This window comes from Paenibacillus helianthi, from assembly GCF_001909055.1.
Lineage (GTDB): Bacteria > Bacillota > Bacilli > Paenibacillales > Paenibacillaceae > Paenibacillus_AQ > Paenibacillus_AQ helianthi.
Genome location: NZ_LVWI01000037.1, coordinates 170,239 through 186,882, shown reverse-complemented (window position 1 = coordinate 186,882; position 16,644 = coordinate 170,239). Strand labels below are relative to the sequence as shown.

Below are 16,644 nucleotides of genomic sequence, written 5' to 3'. Positions count from 1 at the left end.
CTTATTTCTCTCCTTTTCCGGCCGCGCCGTATAAAGATTCCAGCACATGCTCTTCTGCGTTAAAAACATGACTTTCCGCCGGGAAGGAACGGTCCTTCACTTCCTGGACATAGCTGCTGATCCCTTCACGGATCAAATTGCCAACATCGGCATAGGTTTTGACAAATCGTTTCTCCCGGTATGGAGAGGCGTAACGCAACAGGTCATGGAAAACCAGCACCTGTCCATCGCAATAACGGCCTGCTCCAATCCCAATGGTCGGGATGCTGACGGCCTTGGAGATGGCTTCAGCCACTTCTTCGGTCACCAGCTCAAGGACGATCCCAAACACACCGGCAGCTTCAAGCGCCTTCGCTTGCTCCATCAGCCGCTGTGCATCTTTGGCGTCCTTGCCTTGAATACGGTAGCCGCCGATCATATTTACAGACTGCGGGGTGAGGCCGATATGGCCAAGCACCGGAACACCAGCAGCTACGACGGCGGATACCGTATCGCAGATTTCCAGTCCGCCCTCCATTTTGACGGCATGTGCCCGTCCTTCCTGCATCAGTCTACGAACACTGCGCAAGGTTTCATCGATGCTGCCGTGATAGGTCATAAACGGCATATCCGCTACAATAAAAGTATGCTGGGCCCCCCGGGTGACCGAGCGGGTGTGGTACACCATATCTTCTATAGTCACCGGTAAGGTGGTGTCATATCCAAGAACTACATTCCCCAAAGAATCGCCGACCAGTATCAGGTCTATCCCCGCTTCCTCAGCCAGCAGGGCTGAGGGATAATCATAAGCAGTCAGCATGCTCAGTGGAACGCCGTCCGTTTTCATTTTTTTCATTTTCACAATATTTAACGCATGTTTGTCAGCCATAGGCTCCCATTCCCCTTTTCGCAGTTAATTACGCGTAAACGCGCAAACAAAAAAACCTTTTAGCATAAGTCCGCTAAAAAGGTCCGATGGGCAAAAAAGAGTCACTCGCGATCGTCCCTTCTGTCTCGGTCCTTACGGCTCAGAGCAGAATCCAACGTAACCGTGAAATACAGTTATGAAGGTGAATCTAACAGCAAATCCCCTGATATAAAAGGTTTCTTCCCGAGTACAGCCCGAAAATCGATACCGTCTCTGTCCTTATTATAACAAAATCTTCAAGCAAGTAAACCATGAAGAAACAGTTTGCTGGTCCTTTGAAAAAAACGCATTCTGTTTCACCAGAAAGTTAAAGACCATTTAGGGCGTAGAACCAATACATTTTTTATCTTCAAAAAGAGATGACAAGGAATGGAACCTCGTCATCTCAGATCATTTCAATCTCACCCGAGAGCACACTCATAACAGCACCCGTCCTATCCTTAAGGAGCAGCCCGCCATTATCATCGAGCCCCACCGCCAGAGCCTCACAGCGTCCTTCCGGGGTATTATAACAGACCTGGCGTCCCAGTGTGACGGACATGGACTCCCACAACTCTCTGATGGGCTTAAATCCCTGTTCACTGTAAAGAATATATAAGTACTCCAGCTCAGTCAGAACAGCCTCAGTAAGCACTGTACGGTCAACAGGGATACCTCCGCCTTCAATCAACAGAGAGGTGCCGATGCTCTTCAATTCCTGGGGATAATCCTCTTCCGTCAAATTAACGGCAATGCCTATTCCGGCAATGCAGTAATGCAGACCGCCTTCCCGAAGAGAGGATTCCAGCAGGATGCCACAGATTTTGCGCCCGCCCGCGAGCAAGTCATTGGGCCATTTAATCCCCGCCTGTACACCAGTAACCTCACGGATAGCTGTGCAGACGGCAACTCCTGCCAGCAGGGTAAGCTGAGGAGTTAGTGACAATGGTAGCTCTGGACGAAGCACAATGCTGATCCAAATGCCTTTACCGCGGGGGGAATGCCATTTCCGGCCCATCCGCCCCCTGCCGCCGGTCTGTTCTTCAGCCCGGACGGATGTACCTTCGGGAGCACCGTTCTCGGCAAGCTTCTTGGCTTCTTCCTGAGTGGACACTACCTCTTCCAGCAGCTGAACACGATCCAGCCAACTGCATGCAAAAGTGTCCCGCCCGGCCCAAGGCAGCCGGAGCCTCTCATTACTGTTCATTACTATCCATCCTTTTTGCTTCCAAAAGCAATAATCGATTGTCATTGGGAATGTCACCTGCCGCTGCAGCCATGAGCAGCCGCTGCAACAGCTCTCCCAGCCACGGACCCGGGCGCTTATGTAGTACCGTTGCCAGCTCCCTGCCCGTCACTGCCAACTCCGCCAAGGTATGAAGCGGCATCCCAGCGGTCCAGGACCGCAGAGCGGGGATGTCCGGCGCGTCAGGCCGCTGCGCGGCGAAGTCGCCTGGGGCAAGCGCGTTAGGCCGTTGCGGGGCGAAAGCGCCTGGAGCAGGCGCGTTAGGCCGCTGCGCGGCAGGGTCGTCTGGGGCAGGCGCGTTAGGCCGCTGCGCGGCAGGGGCGCCTGCTACAGGCGCACCAAGAGCAAGGCCAGGCGCTGCGGCCTCCGGCAGCGCCGCCAGCAGCGCCGCCAGCAGCGTCAGCCACCCTTCGGCGGCTGACTGGCCGTGGGCCAGCACGGCGGCGATCCAGCGCCGCCGCAGGGCCTCCGTGCCGCCGGGTTCCCCGGGCGGCACCTCCGCAAGCGCTGCGTCCCACGCTTCGCGGACGCGCAGCACCCCGGCGACGGCGCTGCGCGTCGCCCCCGGGAACGTCCATGCCCGCAGCAGCTCGTCGGCCTCGAAGGCCGACCGCTTCAGGGCATGCAGCAGTAGCGCCCACCGCAGGTGGGCGTCCTGCAGGTCCCCGATCCCGGCCGTCAGGGCGGCGGCTGCCGCCATGTCGCTGCCGGTCCAGGGGAACGGCGCCTTGCCGCGCGGCAGCAGCCCACTGCGCGCCAGCAGACCGAGGCCGCGCTGTGGATGCGGGCCGAGGACGATGCGTTCAAGCTCCGCGCGAACGCGCTCCACAGCAATGTGCGCCAGCTTGTCACGCTGGCGCAGGAGACCCCGCCAAGTATTCTTGGCGACCCGGAAATCAAGCACTGATGCGAAGCGGACGCAGCGCAGCATGCGTAGCGCGTCTTCATCGAAGCGTTCCTCTGCATCACCTACACAGCGGATCAGGCGTCGTACCGAATCTTCTGCTCCGCCATAAGGATCAACTCTAATTCCATCAAGACCACAGCACATCGCATTGATTGTAAAATCACGCCGGCGGAGATCCTCATTCACATCTCTTACAAATAAGACGTGCTCCGGACGGCGGTGGTCGGCATACCCGCTCTCCGTCCGGTACGTCGTCACTTCAAAGCTCCAGCCATCCTGAAGAATGGTAATGGTACCATGAGCAAGTCCAGTTGGGACACAGCGCGGAAAAATTTCCATGACCTCTCCGGGAAGTGCTGAAGTCGTCAGATCGATATCATGCACCGGCCGCCCCAGAAGCTCATCACGGATACAGCCGCCAACGAAGTATGCCTCATGACCATGCTCAAGCAGGGCCGATAACACTACATTTGCCGCTTGGGCCATTCCGGAAGGCGCCATTGTCCAGTCCATATTGCAAGCACTCCCTAACTCTGGATTGTATCCAATCCGCGCACTTTGCGCCCTAGCACCCTATAATAGATATCCTCATATTGATTAGTGATCACATCTCTGCTGAAGTCATTACAGGACCGTTCCAGACAAGCCTGTCTGAACTGCTCCTCCATGCGGGAATCGGACAACAGCTTAACTGCATATTTTGCCATTGCGGCTGTATCTCCGATAGGTGCCAGAAATCCGGTCTTCCCATGCTGGATCAGTTCAGGAATGCCTCCAGCCTCCGAACCGATAGTCGGCACGCCGCAAGCCATCGCTTCGAGAGCCACCAGACCAAAGCTTTCCTTCTCCGAAGGCAGCAGCAGCAGATCAGCCAAGGAGATTACCTGCGCGATCTCATCCTGCTTGCCGAGAAAACGAACCTTGTCTTCCAGTCCCATTTCACAGATTTTAGCCTGGATTTTGGGCAGCTCGGGTCCTTCCCCAACCAGCAGCAGGCGTGACGGCAGCTCCTGATTGACCTTGGCAAAAATATCCACCACATCCGATACCCGTTTGACCGGCCGGAAGTTGCTGATGTGCATCAGAATTTTCTCATCAGGTGCGGCGAAATCCTCCCGCAGATCGGTCACATCCCGGGGATAATACACACGTTTGTCGACAAAGTTATAAGTCAGATCGATATCACGGGTGATATCGAGTACCTTGCGGGTCTCCTTGATAAGGTCCTGCGAAACAGCCGTCACCGCGTCACTCTCGTTAATACCCAGACGGATCAGGTCCTTCAGCGATTCATCCTGTCCAAGTACCGTAATATCGGTCCCGTGCAGGGTAGTCACTACCTTGATATCATTGCCCAGCATTTGCTTGGCCAGATAGGCGCAAACCGCGTGGGGCACCGCATAATGGACATGGAATAAGTCCAGCCCTACCATCTTGGCCACCTGGGCCATCTTGGTCGCAAGCGCCAGATCATAAGGAGGGTAACGGAAGACGTAATAATCGTTGACCTCTACCTCATGATAAAAGATATTCTTCTGAAACGTTCCTAGCCGGAACGGGATACTATGTGTTATAAAATGGACCTCATGACCCTTTTCGGCCAAAAGCTTGCCCAGTTCGGTTGCCACAACACCCGAGCCGCCAAGAGACGGATAACAGGTGATGCCTATTTTTAGCCGGTCCATCGCTCCGTCCCCTTCATAAGACTTGAGTTCATTACTTCGTGTAATGATATGAATTTATTATAGTGGTTTATGACCATTTTAGAAAGGTTATTGATTCAACCGCTGCCTGAGGGGTGAACTGAACAGATCTACAGCATACGGCACTTTGCTGGCGAACCCCTCCGCATAAGGAATCAACCTCCGCTGTCCAAGCAGCATATCCCTGGAGCGTACACGTTCAATATAGCCTTCCGTTAAGGGAGTGGAGACAACATCCTCTCCCGGGGTTTTCTCAAACTGAGACCGGTAGCAGGACAGTGCCTGCTCTTTAAGACCGTACTGCTCAGTCACATCAACAATAAGATCAGTACGCCCCAAATCATTAATGAAATAAAAATACAGCTGTGGAGCAGGCACTGCAGGCTTGTCCGGCATATACTTCCGAAGCTTGGCATTGAACACTGCTTCTTCCACCAGCTTGCTGCAGGCAATATGATCCGGGTGCCGGTCTTCCCAATAAGGTGCAAACACAATGTCCGGTGCAAACCTGCGGATTTCCAGTGTCACTGCCGCCAGATGCTCTTCTGTCAGGTACAGCCCACGGTCGGGAAGACCCAAATTCGTGCGCACAGAAACCCCGAGTACATCCGCAGCCTGCTGTGCCTCGGTTTTGCGTCGTTCCACAGTTCCGTTCGATGACATTTCCGCAGCGGTCAAATCACATAACCCAACCTGGAGTCCGGCGGCAGTATGTTTGGCAATAGTCCCCGCCATGCCGATTTCTGCATCGTCTGCATGCGCACCGAACACAAGAATGTCCAGCTTCATTCATCCACACCCGGCTTGTATTTATGTACAAGCTCACGCCAGGCGAAATCGCCGCGGTCAATCGCTTTGACCAGAATCTCAGCTGTCGCGATATTGGTTGCCACCGGAATGCCGTATACATCACACAGGCGAAGCAGGGCAGTAATATCGGGTTCATGCGGCTGCGCCATCAGCGGATCCCGAAGAAAAATAATCAGATCCAGCTCATCCGTAGCTACCATCGCACCGATCTGCTGATCCCCGCCAAGCGGCCCTGACATATAGCGGTGAATAGATAGCTTTGTAACTTCCATAATACGTTGACCGGTAGTTCCGGTAGAAAATAACTCATGCCCTACAAAGACATGTTCATAAGCAGTCACAAAATTAACCATTTCATCTTTCTTCCGGTCATGCGCAATAAATGCTATTTTCAACATGATGATATCCCCCGTCTATTCAATAAAGTGCTCAAAACCATAAATCAAACCGGTGTAGCCCATCACCTTCTGAACCCCCATCTTGACCCCGGGCATATAGCCTGCCCGTTCATAGGAATCATGACGGATTTTGAGCGATTGCCCATACCCGCCAAAAACCACCTCTTCTTGTGCAAAAACACCCGGAAGCCGTAAGCTGTGTATACGAAAGCCGTTGTAATAGCCCCCCCGTGCGCCTTCAATTACTTCCTCTTCTTTAGGATTCCCCTGACGAAGTTCCTCCCTTGCTTCAGAAATCATCTCTGCGGTTTTGATCGCCGTACCTGAAGGTGCATCCAGTTTCTGGTCTCCATGGGTTTCGATAATTTCCAGATGCGGAAAATATTTGGACGCCTGAGCGGCAAATTTCATTAACAGAATCGCTCCGATTGAGAAGTTTGGCGCGATAAGTCCCCCAATCCCCCGATCCTGGCATTGCTTGTCCAGCTCGGAAATCTGCTCCGTGGTAAATCCGGTAGTACCGATAACCGGACGCACCCCATATTTAATAGCAAGTGCAGTATGGGTATAAGCCGATTGCGGCGTGGTGAAATCAACGAGAACCTCTCCGCCGCTCTCCGCCAGGGCAGCTTCCAAATCAGCTACAACCTTAACTCCGCACTCTTCCAGCCCAGCCAAACGGCCGGCGTCGCTGCCGCTAGCTGAACGGTCTACGGCTGCCGCAAGCTCCAGCTCTTCATCCTGCAGCACCAGCTTAATAACCTCTTTGCCCATTCTGCCTCCTGCCCCGGAGACGATAACCCTGATCTTGTCACTCACCCTTATTCCTCCTCGCTATGACTGGTTGATAATTATCTTATCCCATATACTTTTGCAATGATTTCTGAAGGTCCTTCATAAGCTGCCGCAGCCCGGAATCATCCGGATGCAGGGACATGACTTCTTTAAGTGCGGCAATCGCCTGCACATGCTCATTCATCCGGCTGTGTGCGATGGCTAGCCATACATATGCATCCCCGTACAAAGGGTCAAGAACAATCGCTTCCTTCAATAAGGTAATCGGGTGATACGGGTTATTAGTCCCCGTAATATCATCCTCAAGCAGCCTTTTGGCCTTCCGGACAAGCTGCAAGGCCTGCAGATGCTGAAGGTGAAGCCCATACTCCGGTTTTCCTCTATCCAGATTTACCGCCGCCCGTGCATGCTCCAGCGCTTTTTCAAGCATGCCGCTGCGGGCATACGTAATAGAGCAGCGGTATCTGACCTCGGCATCATCCGGGCTGGCTGCAATAGCCGCTTCGAACAATGTGATTGCCTCTGCAAAATCACTGCGGAGAATTGATCGGTATGCCGCTTTAACATAATCGTTATGATCCATTTGCCCACCATCCTCACGGCTAAATCCCGTTCGTTTGGTACAGCATATGTTATAAAAGCCTAATCGGTGTTTTTTAGTGTCCACCGTCCTGCATCACGGGTATTGAACTTGTGCATCACTTTATTGTGGGCCTCGGTTAGATCAATTCCCAGTGAATTGGCGAAGCAAACCGTAATAAACAGAATATCTCCCAGCTCAAGCTCGATCGAGTTATCCGCTTCATCTGTCTTTTTGGGTTTCTCGCCAAACTGATGGTTGACTTCCCGGGCAAGCTCGCCCACCTCCTCTGACATCCGGGCCAGCATGGACAGCGGGCTGAAGTAACCTTCTTTAAATTGTGAGATATAAGCGTCAACCTCACGCTGTATGTCACCAAGACTTTTATCCATAAATTGTTTCTTCGCCCCCCTGTATGTTCTTGCCTTCTGTTTGCCCCTATGTTATCGTAAAGACGTTTTGAAGACAAATCTTTTTTGGCAACTGCACATTTTTCAAGGCCCCGGACATTCGGTGAATGCTATAGCCACATGAAAAGCAACCAATAAAAGAAGTTTACCAATACATTATGCCCATAACAGGGCCAGGCGAGGGATTACATGAATTCATCTTCCAAAGTAGCTTCCACCATTGTCAAAACAGCAGCACCAATCATGCTGGGAGCGGCTGTATATGCATTTGGCCTGCTCTACTTTATCGTACCCAACAAATTGATGGAGGGCGGTGTAACCGGGATAACCATCCTTCTTAACTATGCTTTCAACATCCCCATCTTTTTAACTACCCTGCTGCTTAACCTCCCGCTCTTTCTACTGGGCTGGAAGGTTCTTGGCGGACGGCAAATTGCCTATACAGGCGTTGGAATCGGCGCATTGTCGTTTTTCCTCTGGCTGTTCGAGCGGATGATTAACGCAGGCTGGATTGTCACCTTCAGCACCGAGCATGACTTTATTCTTGCTTCATTATATGCGGGGGTTACGCTCGGGCTGGGACTCGGCATCGTTTTCCGTTTTGGCGGCACAACAGGCGGAGTCGATATCGTAGCAAGAATTCTGGGACGTAAATTCGGATGGAGCATGGGGCAGATTATCCTGGCAGTTGATGTAATCATTATCGGCGCTTCCCTGCTCTATATTCCCCGTGAAAAAATTCTATACACCCTGGTAGCGGTCTTCATCTCTTCGCGAATGATTGATTTCATCCAGGAGGGTGCCTATGCCGCCAAAGCCTTCACGATCATCAGTGACGATGCTCCGCAAATCGCTGATCTGATTACAGCAGAAATGGACCGTGGCGTAACACTGATCCCAGCCATAGGCGCATATTCTAAACAGGCCAAATACATGGTCTACTGCGTAGTCTCCCGTCAGGAGATCCGCCGGCTAAGCCAATTGGTTAAATCCGTTGATCCCAAAGCGTTTGTCATTATCAGTGATGTCCATGATGTACACGGAGAAGGATTCCGCGAAACCTAAACTACATATCCATCCAAAAAAATTGGCTATCCCCTCCAGTCTGTTCAGACCTTCCGGGATAGCCATTACTTTTACGTTGTTTCTCTACCGACCGCTTATTTTAAACCGGCTGCTATTGCTTTCCAAAACCTCTCATCTTCCTCCCCCATTGCATAAACAGAGACACCTGCAAGGCCATATGAAAGTGTATAATGAGTTTTGGTCTTGATGCTTGTTTCGTCTTCGTACCAGACGACATGTTTTGAGCCGTCTTTCGCTGTATATTTGAAAGTCATGGATCCAGATGCACTATCTCTTACTGGCTTGCCTTTGGTGCTCGAGATCAGCTGAGGGATATTTTTCCATGGGATCAAACGGTTGCTGCTATTGGATTTATCCGAAAGATTCCAATCATTCCCATAAACCGGAATACCCATCAGTACTTTTTCTGAAGGCACATAAGTGATAGCAAATTGAAGAGCTTCAGTAATCCATGGCTTACTCGCTACCGAACCTGGATCTGCCCATACACCATGCTCATCATAGGTCATCACCTGAATGATATCTGCATAAGTGCCAAGAGACTCATAATCGAAAGCACCGGTCCAGTCATCAGCAGGATCATCGACCGACTTAGCAGGTACAGAAACCATAGTCAGCAATCCCTGTCCCTTCATTGTACTGGCAACGTCCCTAACAAAAATGGTCATTGCATCGCGGTCGCTTGGCAAGACGGCTTCAAAATCAATGTTTATGCCTTTATAGTGATTCGTCTTTACTAAAGAAAGCATATTGGTAATCAATTTTTGCTTTATTGCGGCATTCGTTAACACTTGGTGAGCTGCATTGCTATCCCAATCCGTTGATCCATAATTTGAAACCAAAGCGTAAGGGAGAACACCAACGGAGTTGGCATAATCTACTGCCTGGGCAGGAACGCCTCCAACAATGTTGCCACTGGCATCGGTATTGAATGTATCCGTTGATATTTGATTCAAGTAACTGTGATAATCGGTAAGGGCCGTGGATGAATCGTTCGTGTAGTAGCCCAAGATAATAGTGGAAGATGCACTGGCTTTACTTGCTGTTCCGGTACATAGAGTTATGATGAGTGCAGCAGCTGCGAACAAACTAACTAGTCCTTTGGATTTCAATTGACTTCTCCTCCTTCGTTTGATTAAATCCACCCTTCTAACTTTGGAAAAACCGTGGTAAGAACGCTTTATTCTGCTCTAGCATCTCCTTCAACAAGCTATCGGCAACATTTACCGAGGGAATAAGCGGATGATGACCCAATGCCTGAAGCGCTAAGCTTCGGTCCCCATGTACAGCTGCTTCAATAGCAAGTTGTTCATAGGTTTTTACAGCTAGTATCAGTCCTTTTACAGAAACCGGAACACGGGATACAGGTAAAGGTATCGGCCCCTGCTTGGTAACCACACAATTAACTTCAATACAAGCATCAGCCGGTAAAAAGTCCAACGTTCTGCCGTTCGCCACGTTTAACGTTTGAATATCGCGTGTGTCATTATAGAGTGATTTCATCAGATTTACAGCGGCTTCAGAATAATAAGTACCTCCTCGCTTCGCAAGCTGTTCGGGCTTCTCCGCCAAGTCTGGATCTTTGTACAGTTCAAACAACTCGTCTTCCAGACGTTTCACAATCTCCGCACGGGTCCCCTCTTTAGCTGAGGAAGTTAATTGTTCCTCTAGCATTTCCTTTGTTAAATAGTAATATTTCAAATAATAGGACGGAATAGCACCTAATCCATGAATGAAGTCAGCATTCCATTCGGATTGCGGCACATTTTTCGCTGAGTACCCTTCGCGGAGATAGAAAAGTTGTTCTAGCTTGGATTCCCCGTTGATACTTACCTGGGTTACCCAATGCAAATGATTTAAGCCAACGAACTCCGCATAAATCTGCTCTGCCGGAACCTCGAATAATTCAGACAGCCATTTGTAGACTCCTGTTGGGGCATTGCACAAGCCAATCGTCTTGATGCTTGAATATTTATGAATAGCTTCAGTGACCATACCTGCAGGATTCGTGAAATTGAGCAGCCAAGCACTCGGACACAGCTCCTCCATATCTTTGCAGATATCAAGTAAAACAGGGATGGTTCGCAAGGCTTTCATCATACCCCCGGGCCCTGTTGTTTCTTGTCCAATCACACCAAATTTCAGCGGAATCCTCTCATCCCAGATTCGGGCTTCGAGAAGGCCAACACGCATCTGAGTCGATACAAAGCTCGCCCCATCCAATGCTTCACGCCGATTGAGCGTTAAGTGAACATCAAGGGGCAACCCTGATTTTTTAACCATACGTTTTGCCAGATTGCCCACAATCTCGAGCTTGTGTTTGCCCGCCTCAATATCTACCAGCCAGATTTCGGATACAGGCAGCTGCGCATGATTGAGAATAATTCCTTCAATTAATTCCGGGGTATAGGAGGACCCCCCGCCAATCACAGCAATTTTTAATCTATTTTCCATTGCAGACAACTCCTTTGATGTCAGCTATTTCATCTAACTTTTCATAAATCGAAGATGTGATCGTTATTCCGTCTTTCTCCATCGCAAGCAAAATTGAACCCACCACCGGTTCCACTGTCAAAAGCTTCAACTGGCAACCCGGTGCAACTTCAAGGACCTCTTTGGAAATATAAGGATGGATGAACTCACTGCTGCCTTTTGTCAATACGCTTCCGGCCAGCACGAGATCGAAGTTCTCCCCTTGCAACTGTAAACGTTCTATAACAGCCCTAGCCGATAAGCCTAATTCAGTACCTTGTCTTTGCAAAATCTGAATAGCAGCATTGTCCTCCCTTGCTGCCGCATCGAAGATCAGCTTCGTCAAGTCAGATGGAATACGCTTATGATGGTCAAGAAAACTATGAAACATCTCTGCTACTGAACCATAACCCAGGGCCTGAGGGATTAAACCCGTCAGCAGGGTGGGCATACCGCGCCCTTCCCAGGCGCGAATCACGGTCCGGAACGCTTCAATGGAAAGCTCCTCACCCCCTCCAAAATCACCAAATGAATACCCAAATCCGCCACACTGAACCGTCTCACCTTGCTTGCCAATCCCTGCTGCATTCATACCGGTCCCGCATACAAGTACAGCTCCATATGACTTAGTCGTTCCCGCACGCATGGCGATAATGGTATCACATACAATATGGAAATCAGGAAAGCCAAATTGCTGAATCATTGGCGTTAATACCCTATAATCCGCTTCCCGATCTGCCCCTGCCAAACCGAACCAAGCTACTCTTATATCTGCAGGTTGAAGATGTACATGATTCAAAGCCTGGAATACGGCAGCTTTAATATTTGCATTTGCTATATCTGCGTTAATCTGATGATTGCCTGGGCCACTAGTACCACTTGCCAGCCAGCGCCCGGACTCATCCGTAATGATAGCGTAAGTTTTCGTGCCGCCAGCATCCACACCCAAGTAGTAGTTCAATTGATCTCACCCCTACGACTATTATTGCTTTTCTCTATGTTTGTAGTTAGCTGTTGTTTGTCTAATCAGTAACTCGGGCTGTAGAAGCACAGAACTGTTTCGCTTCGAACCTTCGATGAGTTTCAGCAAAAGCCGAACTGCCTCTTTCCCCATTTGCTCCGTAGGCTGCCGCACAGTTGTTAATTGCGGATGGATTTCAGAGGCAAATACCTGATCGTCATAACCTATAATAGAAATGTCATCTGGTATGCGGTAGCCATGGGCACGGAAGGCATCCATGACCCCAAGTGCCAATGCATCATCCCCCGCAAACACAGCCGTTGGAAGGATTCCTTGTTGTATCCATCCCATCGCTATCTCATAGCCGCAGCGAATACCGAAGTCGGTATGGGCTACAATGCATGGAGCTACCCCTGCTTGTTCCAATGCCTCTGCAAATCCACGCTTTCTCTCCCTGACACTGAGAAAATGCTCCGGTCCGCTGACATGAGCAATATGAGTATGACCCAAGTCAAGCAAATGCTTGGTCGCTTTATAACCTCCGGCATAATTATCCACATTCACTGTTAGAGCTTTTGAACTCTCTAAGTGATTATCAATAATAACGAACGGAATTTTCTTACGCTTCAGCTCCAAAATAACTTGTTTCTCGTTCAAAGGAGAGAGCACAATAATGCCGTCCACACGATCCTCTTGAAACAAAAAGCTATTTTGTTTTCCGGCCTCTTCCTCTTTAGGCGAGGATACCGACAGCGCCAAGAGGTAACCATTCTCCTCCAAGTGTTCATTTACAGAATGTACGATACCATCGAATACCGTATCATTTAATGTAATCAGCGTAAGTCCGATTAAACCCGTTGTTCCCCGTGCCAAACTGCGTGCTGCTGAGTTAGGTCGGTAATCCAGTTCTTTGATAGCCTGCAATACTTTCTGGCGATTTTCTTCACGAACAGTGGGCACATTATTCAGCACTCTGGATACAGTAACAAGCGAAACCCCTGACTTCTCCACGATATCTAAAATACTGATCTTTTTAATCGTAATCAATCTCCCTGTTTCAGCGGTTTCATTGATGAAGTCTGACATCAGCCGCTGCGTTTATATAAACGTTTATATTTAAAACCTCCTTAAGTTTACTCTTTTATTCCCCCATCTGACAAGCCGCTAACGATGTATTTGAACAAAAATAGGGAAAGAATTACAGGTGGCAGCGAAGCAACAAAGCCTCCGGCAGTCATCAAGCCCCAGTCTATGCTGTGTTTTCCAATAAATTCTCGCACGGCAATGGGCAACGTCTTGGACGCATAGGTCTGGGTAAACGCACTCGCAAAAATAAATTCATCCCAGGCATTTAAAAAAGTGAAAATTGCAGTAGCAGCAACGCCAGGCAGTGCCAGTGGCAAAATGATTTTATGCATGGTTTTTATTTTACTGCACCCATCCATATAAGCAGCTTCTTCCATTTCTTTGGAGATGGATTGGAAATACCCGGTCATTAACCAGATTGCAAAGGGTAGGCCCGTTGCGATATAAGCAATCACCAATGACCATGTTGTATCTAAGAGCGGTTTTGTATGCAGGATAACCATAGATGTAAATGGAATCGAAATCGAGATGCCCTCTCTCATCATAATATATAAGGGAACTATGATACTGATGGATGGTAACAGCTGCATGGCTAATATTACAAAGAGTAACGTTACCCGGAACGGGAATTTAATTCGCGCTAACGCATAAGAAGCAAATAGGCCAACAAAAATCGTAACCGCGGTGGTCCATAAGGAGACTGTTATACTATTCTCCAACGCTTGAATAAAGTCATTCCCTATATCGCCTTGAAACAACTTCAAATAGTTCTGAATCGTCGGCAGATCAGGGAATAGATGCCCTGAAATAATCTCCTGGGTCTGGCTGATGGAAGAAGTAATCAAATAAAGAAAGGGTAGAAGGGTAAATATCGTTAGTAGTAAGAGGCCAATCCATAAATAGAAAGGAGGGATAAGCTCACTCGGACTGACTTTAAATATACGAATCCTCCACGGATGGGCCGTTTTCGCTGCTCTCCTCAACACTGTTCCCCCTTTATTGTTCTTTCTGCTGTCTTTTCAACAGCACCATATAGATGGTAATTAATATTAGGATGAAAATCGTGGAAATCCAGGCCATCGCCGAAGCCCTGCCCAAGTAAAAATATCGGAAGGCAAAATTATAGGTTAAATAGCTAACCGAAGTATTCGGATTCGCCGTAAAAACCGTTAAAATATCATAAACCCTAAATGCACCAATCACTCGCAACACCAATGCAATCAGCAGAGAAGGCTTAATCTGAGGCAGGGTCACATGCCATACTTTTCTCCAAAAACCGGCTCCGTCAATCGCAACAGCCTCATATAAGGAGGCCGGAATGGATTGCATACCCGCTAACAGCAGCAAGGTCATCAATGGCGTCATTTTCCAAATATCCGATATGGCCGCAAAAAACACAACATTGGTGGAGCTAGAGAGCCAAACCGGATTCGTACCAGCTTCCAGCAGATGCAATTGATGGAGGATGTTATTCAAAGCGCCATAACCAGGTTGATAGATAGAATTCCACAGCAAGCCGTTAACTAACGTAAGCATAGCCCAAGGTATAATAATGATGCCTCTAAAGAACGATCTCCCAGTGAAGGTTTGGTTCAGCAGGAGGGCACAGATGAAACCGATAGCCAATTCCGCCAGCACAGAGAAGCCGGTGAAATAACTTGTATTTTTCATTGAAATCCAAAAGTCATTCAGCACCGAAATATCAACATAGTTCCTTAGACCAACGTACTCAATAGCTGAACCATCCATTAAATTATATTTAAAAAAGCTCCAAACGAGTGATTGCATGATCGGAAGGATAAATATTCTTAACAAGAGATAAAGCGTAGGTGCCAACAAGAGAATTGCAAAGAGGATATCTTTACGTTCCTTCTTTGAAGCCGTTAAAATTTTCTGCACTTGCTTCCCCTCCAGACCCGGCTTTACTTAGCAGCTTTTTGTATTGCATCGTCGATTAGCCTTGAAGCTTCCTTCAGTGATTGCTCCGGTGTTTGGTGCTTCATCAACCCAGAGTAAACCTGACTTGATAAAATATCTGCCCATTCCACATACCCAGGAGCATTCGGACGATTGTGCCCATATTGAAATTCCGGCATAATTTTTGCCAATGTTTTCGTCTTATCAGCTTTTATGATCTCTTGGTCCGAATAAAGTTCTTCCAGTGAAGGGTAAGTACCCGTGGTCGAATAAAACGGAATCTGAAACTCTCTTGAGCCTATCCAATGTAAGAACGCGAGCGCAGCTTGCTTCTTTTTACTGGACTTCATAATTGCAATCCCTTCAGAGCCTGTCACTGAAGAAGAAACAATACTTCCTTGTCCAGGTAATAAACCCACATCACTTTGGTTCACAACTTTGGATTTAGTCGGATCATTTAGGTCAGGATACATGTTCTCCCAGTTGCTCATCATTGCAATCTTACCTGCCATGAAAGCATTCTTAACATCTTCTTCTGTCCATTGCATACTTGCAGGATCAACTGTTTTATCCGTATTTATTAAGTCAGACATATATTGCAGCGCTTGAATGGATTCCTTGGAGTTAACAATAAGCTTACCGTCATCCCCAATCATATTCCCGCCAAAAGCATATACCATGCCCACATAATCACAAATTAGGCTCTCCGCTTGTTTCCATGACCAGCCAGAAGCGTAAACGCCGTTGGTTGTAAGCTTTTTGGACACTTCTCTAAATTCATCCCAGGTTTTCGGTGGAGCTTCATAACCTGCCTTTTTTAGCAAATCCTTATTCCAGTAAAAGTGTTTGGTGCTTGAATAGTAAGGAATACCAATCAGATGATTATCAAACATGGCGGATGAGAGCGAGGATTTCGTGTACTTCTTTTGTACATCTTCTGGAACTATATTCGTTAAATCTTCAGCAATATTCCCTTTGAAGAATTGACCTGCCCAAATGGTGTCCATTTCAAAAACATCAATATCAGAGGAGTTAGATAAAGCTGCTGTAGTAATTTTTCCATACAGAGAATTATAGTCCACGGCAAGCTCATTCACTTTAATTCCTGTTTCATCTGTGAATTGTTTAAATATCTTTCCAATTTTCCCATCCGTATCGACAACAAGAACGTTGATCTCCTGACCTTTTAACGAAGGGTCATTAACCTTATCCCAACTGAGCTTAGATGAATCAGATCCTGATGTTTTAGCATTGGACGGAGTGTTAGTACCATCCGTTTTGGTTGGAACGGCGCTACAGGCTGATAAAAAAACAGTAACCATTAAAAATGAAACAATACTTCTCAGCTTAAGATTCTTCAAATATACCCCTCCTTGTTTGTTGAGCA

17 protein-coding genes are annotated in these 16,644 nt (G+C 48.4%); 1 reads left to right on the top strand and 16 read right to left on the bottom strand.

The genetic code is table 11. From position 1 onward, the window contains the following. Position 1: 1 nt before the first annotated feature. The 9 genes from panB to A3844_RS12680 form a co-directional block, all read right to left on the bottom strand. Positions 2 to 868, bottom strand: a complete 867-nt coding sequence (panB, locus tag A3844_RS12720) for a 3-methyl-2-oxobutanoate hydroxymethyltransferase (RefSeq protein ID WP_074087656.1) — start codon at positions 866 to 868, stop codon at positions 2 to 4. A gap of 424 nt (positions 869 to 1,292) precedes the next feature. Continuing rightward, complete coding sequence (locus A3844_RS12715; RefSeq protein ID WP_074087655.1) at positions 1,293 to 2,093, bottom strand: biotin--[acetyl-CoA-carboxylase] ligase; 801 nt, start codon at positions 2,091 to 2,093, stop codon at positions 1,293 to 1,295. Beyond that, complete coding sequence (locus tag A3844_RS12710; protein WP_074107563.1) at positions 2,083 to 3,552, bottom strand: CCA tRNA nucleotidyltransferase; 1,470 nt, start codon at positions 3,550 to 3,552, stop codon at positions 2,083 to 2,085. Before A3844_RS12710 ends, A3844_RS12715 begins: the two co-directional genes overlap by 11 nt. 14 nt (positions 3,553 to 3,566) lie before the next feature. Then, positions 3,567 to 4,724, bottom strand: a complete 1,158-nt coding sequence (gene bshA / locus A3844_RS12705) for an N-acetyl-alpha-D-glucosaminyl L-malate synthase BshA (protein ID WP_074087653.1) — start codon at positions 4,722 to 4,724, stop codon at positions 3,567 to 3,569. 87 nt (positions 4,725 to 4,811) lie between these two features. Continuing rightward, positions 4,812 to 5,531, bottom strand: coding sequence for a bacillithiol biosynthesis deacetylase BshB1 (gene bshB1, locus A3844_RS12700; protein WP_074107562.1), 720 nt, complete (start codon positions 5,529 to 5,531; stop codon positions 4,812 to 4,814). After that, complete coding sequence (gene mgsA / locus A3844_RS12695; RefSeq protein ID WP_074087651.1) at positions 5,528 to 5,950, bottom strand: methylglyoxal synthase; 423 nt, start codon at positions 5,948 to 5,950, stop codon at positions 5,528 to 5,530. The genes bshB1 and mgsA overlap by 4 nt, the downstream gene beginning before the upstream one ends. A gap of 15 nt (positions 5,951 to 5,965) precedes the next feature. Further along, positions 5,966 to 6,769: a 4-hydroxy-tetrahydrodipicolinate reductase gene (gene dapB / locus A3844_RS12690; protein WP_074087650.1), complete on the bottom strand. Its 804-nt coding sequence runs from the start codon at positions 6,767 to 6,769 to the stop codon at positions 5,966 to 5,968. 37 nt (positions 6,770 to 6,806) lie between these two features. Next, positions 6,807 to 7,328 (bottom strand): tetratricopeptide repeat protein, encoded by a 522-nt coding sequence (locus tag A3844_RS12685; protein WP_074107561.1) that lies wholly within the window; start codon positions 7,326 to 7,328, stop codon positions 6,807 to 6,809. A 59-nt stretch (positions 7,329 to 7,387) separates the two neighbouring features. Continuing rightward, on the bottom strand, positions 7,388 to 7,717 hold the full coding sequence (locus tag A3844_RS12680; protein ID WP_074087648.1) for a nucleotide pyrophosphohydrolase: 330 nt from the start codon (positions 7,715 to 7,717) through the stop codon (positions 7,388 to 7,390). A gap of 207 nt (positions 7,718 to 7,924) precedes the next feature. On the opposite strand from A3844_RS12680, the gene A3844_RS12675 reads away from it, so the two are divergent. Then, positions 7,925 to 8,800, top strand: a complete 876-nt coding sequence (locus A3844_RS12675; RefSeq protein ID WP_074101305.1) for a YitT family protein — start codon at positions 7,925 to 7,927, stop codon at positions 8,798 to 8,800. 95 nt (positions 8,801 to 8,895) lie between these two features. On the opposite strand, the gene A3844_RS12670 is transcribed toward A3844_RS12675, so the two are convergent. The 7 genes from A3844_RS12670 to A3844_RS12640 all read right to left on the bottom strand — a co-directional run bounded on the left by A3844_RS12670 (position 8,896) and on the right by A3844_RS12640 (position 16,618). Beyond that, on the bottom strand, positions 8,896 to 9,933 hold the full coding sequence (locus A3844_RS12670; RefSeq protein WP_074101304.1) for a glycosyl hydrolase family 18 protein: 1,038 nt from the start codon (positions 9,931 to 9,933) through the stop codon (positions 8,896 to 8,898). Positions 9,934 to 9,970: 37 nt separating this feature from the next. Continuing rightward, complete coding sequence (locus tag A3844_RS12665) at positions 9,971 to 11,275, bottom strand: 6-phospho-beta-glucosidase (RefSeq protein ID WP_074107560.1); 1,305 nt, start codon at positions 11,273 to 11,275, stop codon at positions 9,971 to 9,973. Then, positions 11,265 to 12,254, bottom strand: a complete 990-nt coding sequence (locus A3844_RS12660) for an N-acetylglucosamine kinase (protein WP_074087644.1) — start codon at positions 12,252 to 12,254, stop codon at positions 11,265 to 11,267. The genes A3844_RS12665 and A3844_RS12660 overlap by 11 nt, the downstream gene beginning before the upstream one ends. 21 nt (positions 12,255 to 12,275) lie before the next feature. Next, a complete protein-coding gene (locus A3844_RS12655; protein WP_341864892.1) occupies positions 12,276 to 13,301 on the bottom strand; it encodes a LacI family DNA-binding transcriptional regulator in 1,026 nt (341 codons plus the stop codon). A gap of 86 nt (positions 13,302 to 13,387) precedes the next feature. Beyond that, positions 13,388 to 14,323 carry a carbohydrate ABC transporter permease gene (locus A3844_RS12650; protein ID WP_167374673.1) on the bottom strand — a complete coding sequence of 312 codons (936 nt, stop codon included), beginning with the start codon at positions 14,321 to 14,323 and terminating at the stop codon, positions 13,388 to 13,390. A 13-nt stretch (positions 14,324 to 14,336) separates the two neighbouring features. Beyond that, complete coding sequence (locus A3844_RS12645; protein ID WP_083606820.1) at positions 14,337 to 15,239, bottom strand: carbohydrate ABC transporter permease; 903 nt, start codon at positions 15,237 to 15,239, stop codon at positions 14,337 to 14,339. A gap of 23 nt (positions 15,240 to 15,262) precedes the next feature. Further along, positions 15,263 to 16,618, bottom strand: coding sequence for an extracellular solute-binding protein (locus A3844_RS12640; protein WP_074107559.1), 1,356 nt, complete (start codon positions 16,616 to 16,618; stop codon positions 15,263 to 15,265). Positions 16,619 to 16,644 lie beyond the last annotated feature (26 nt).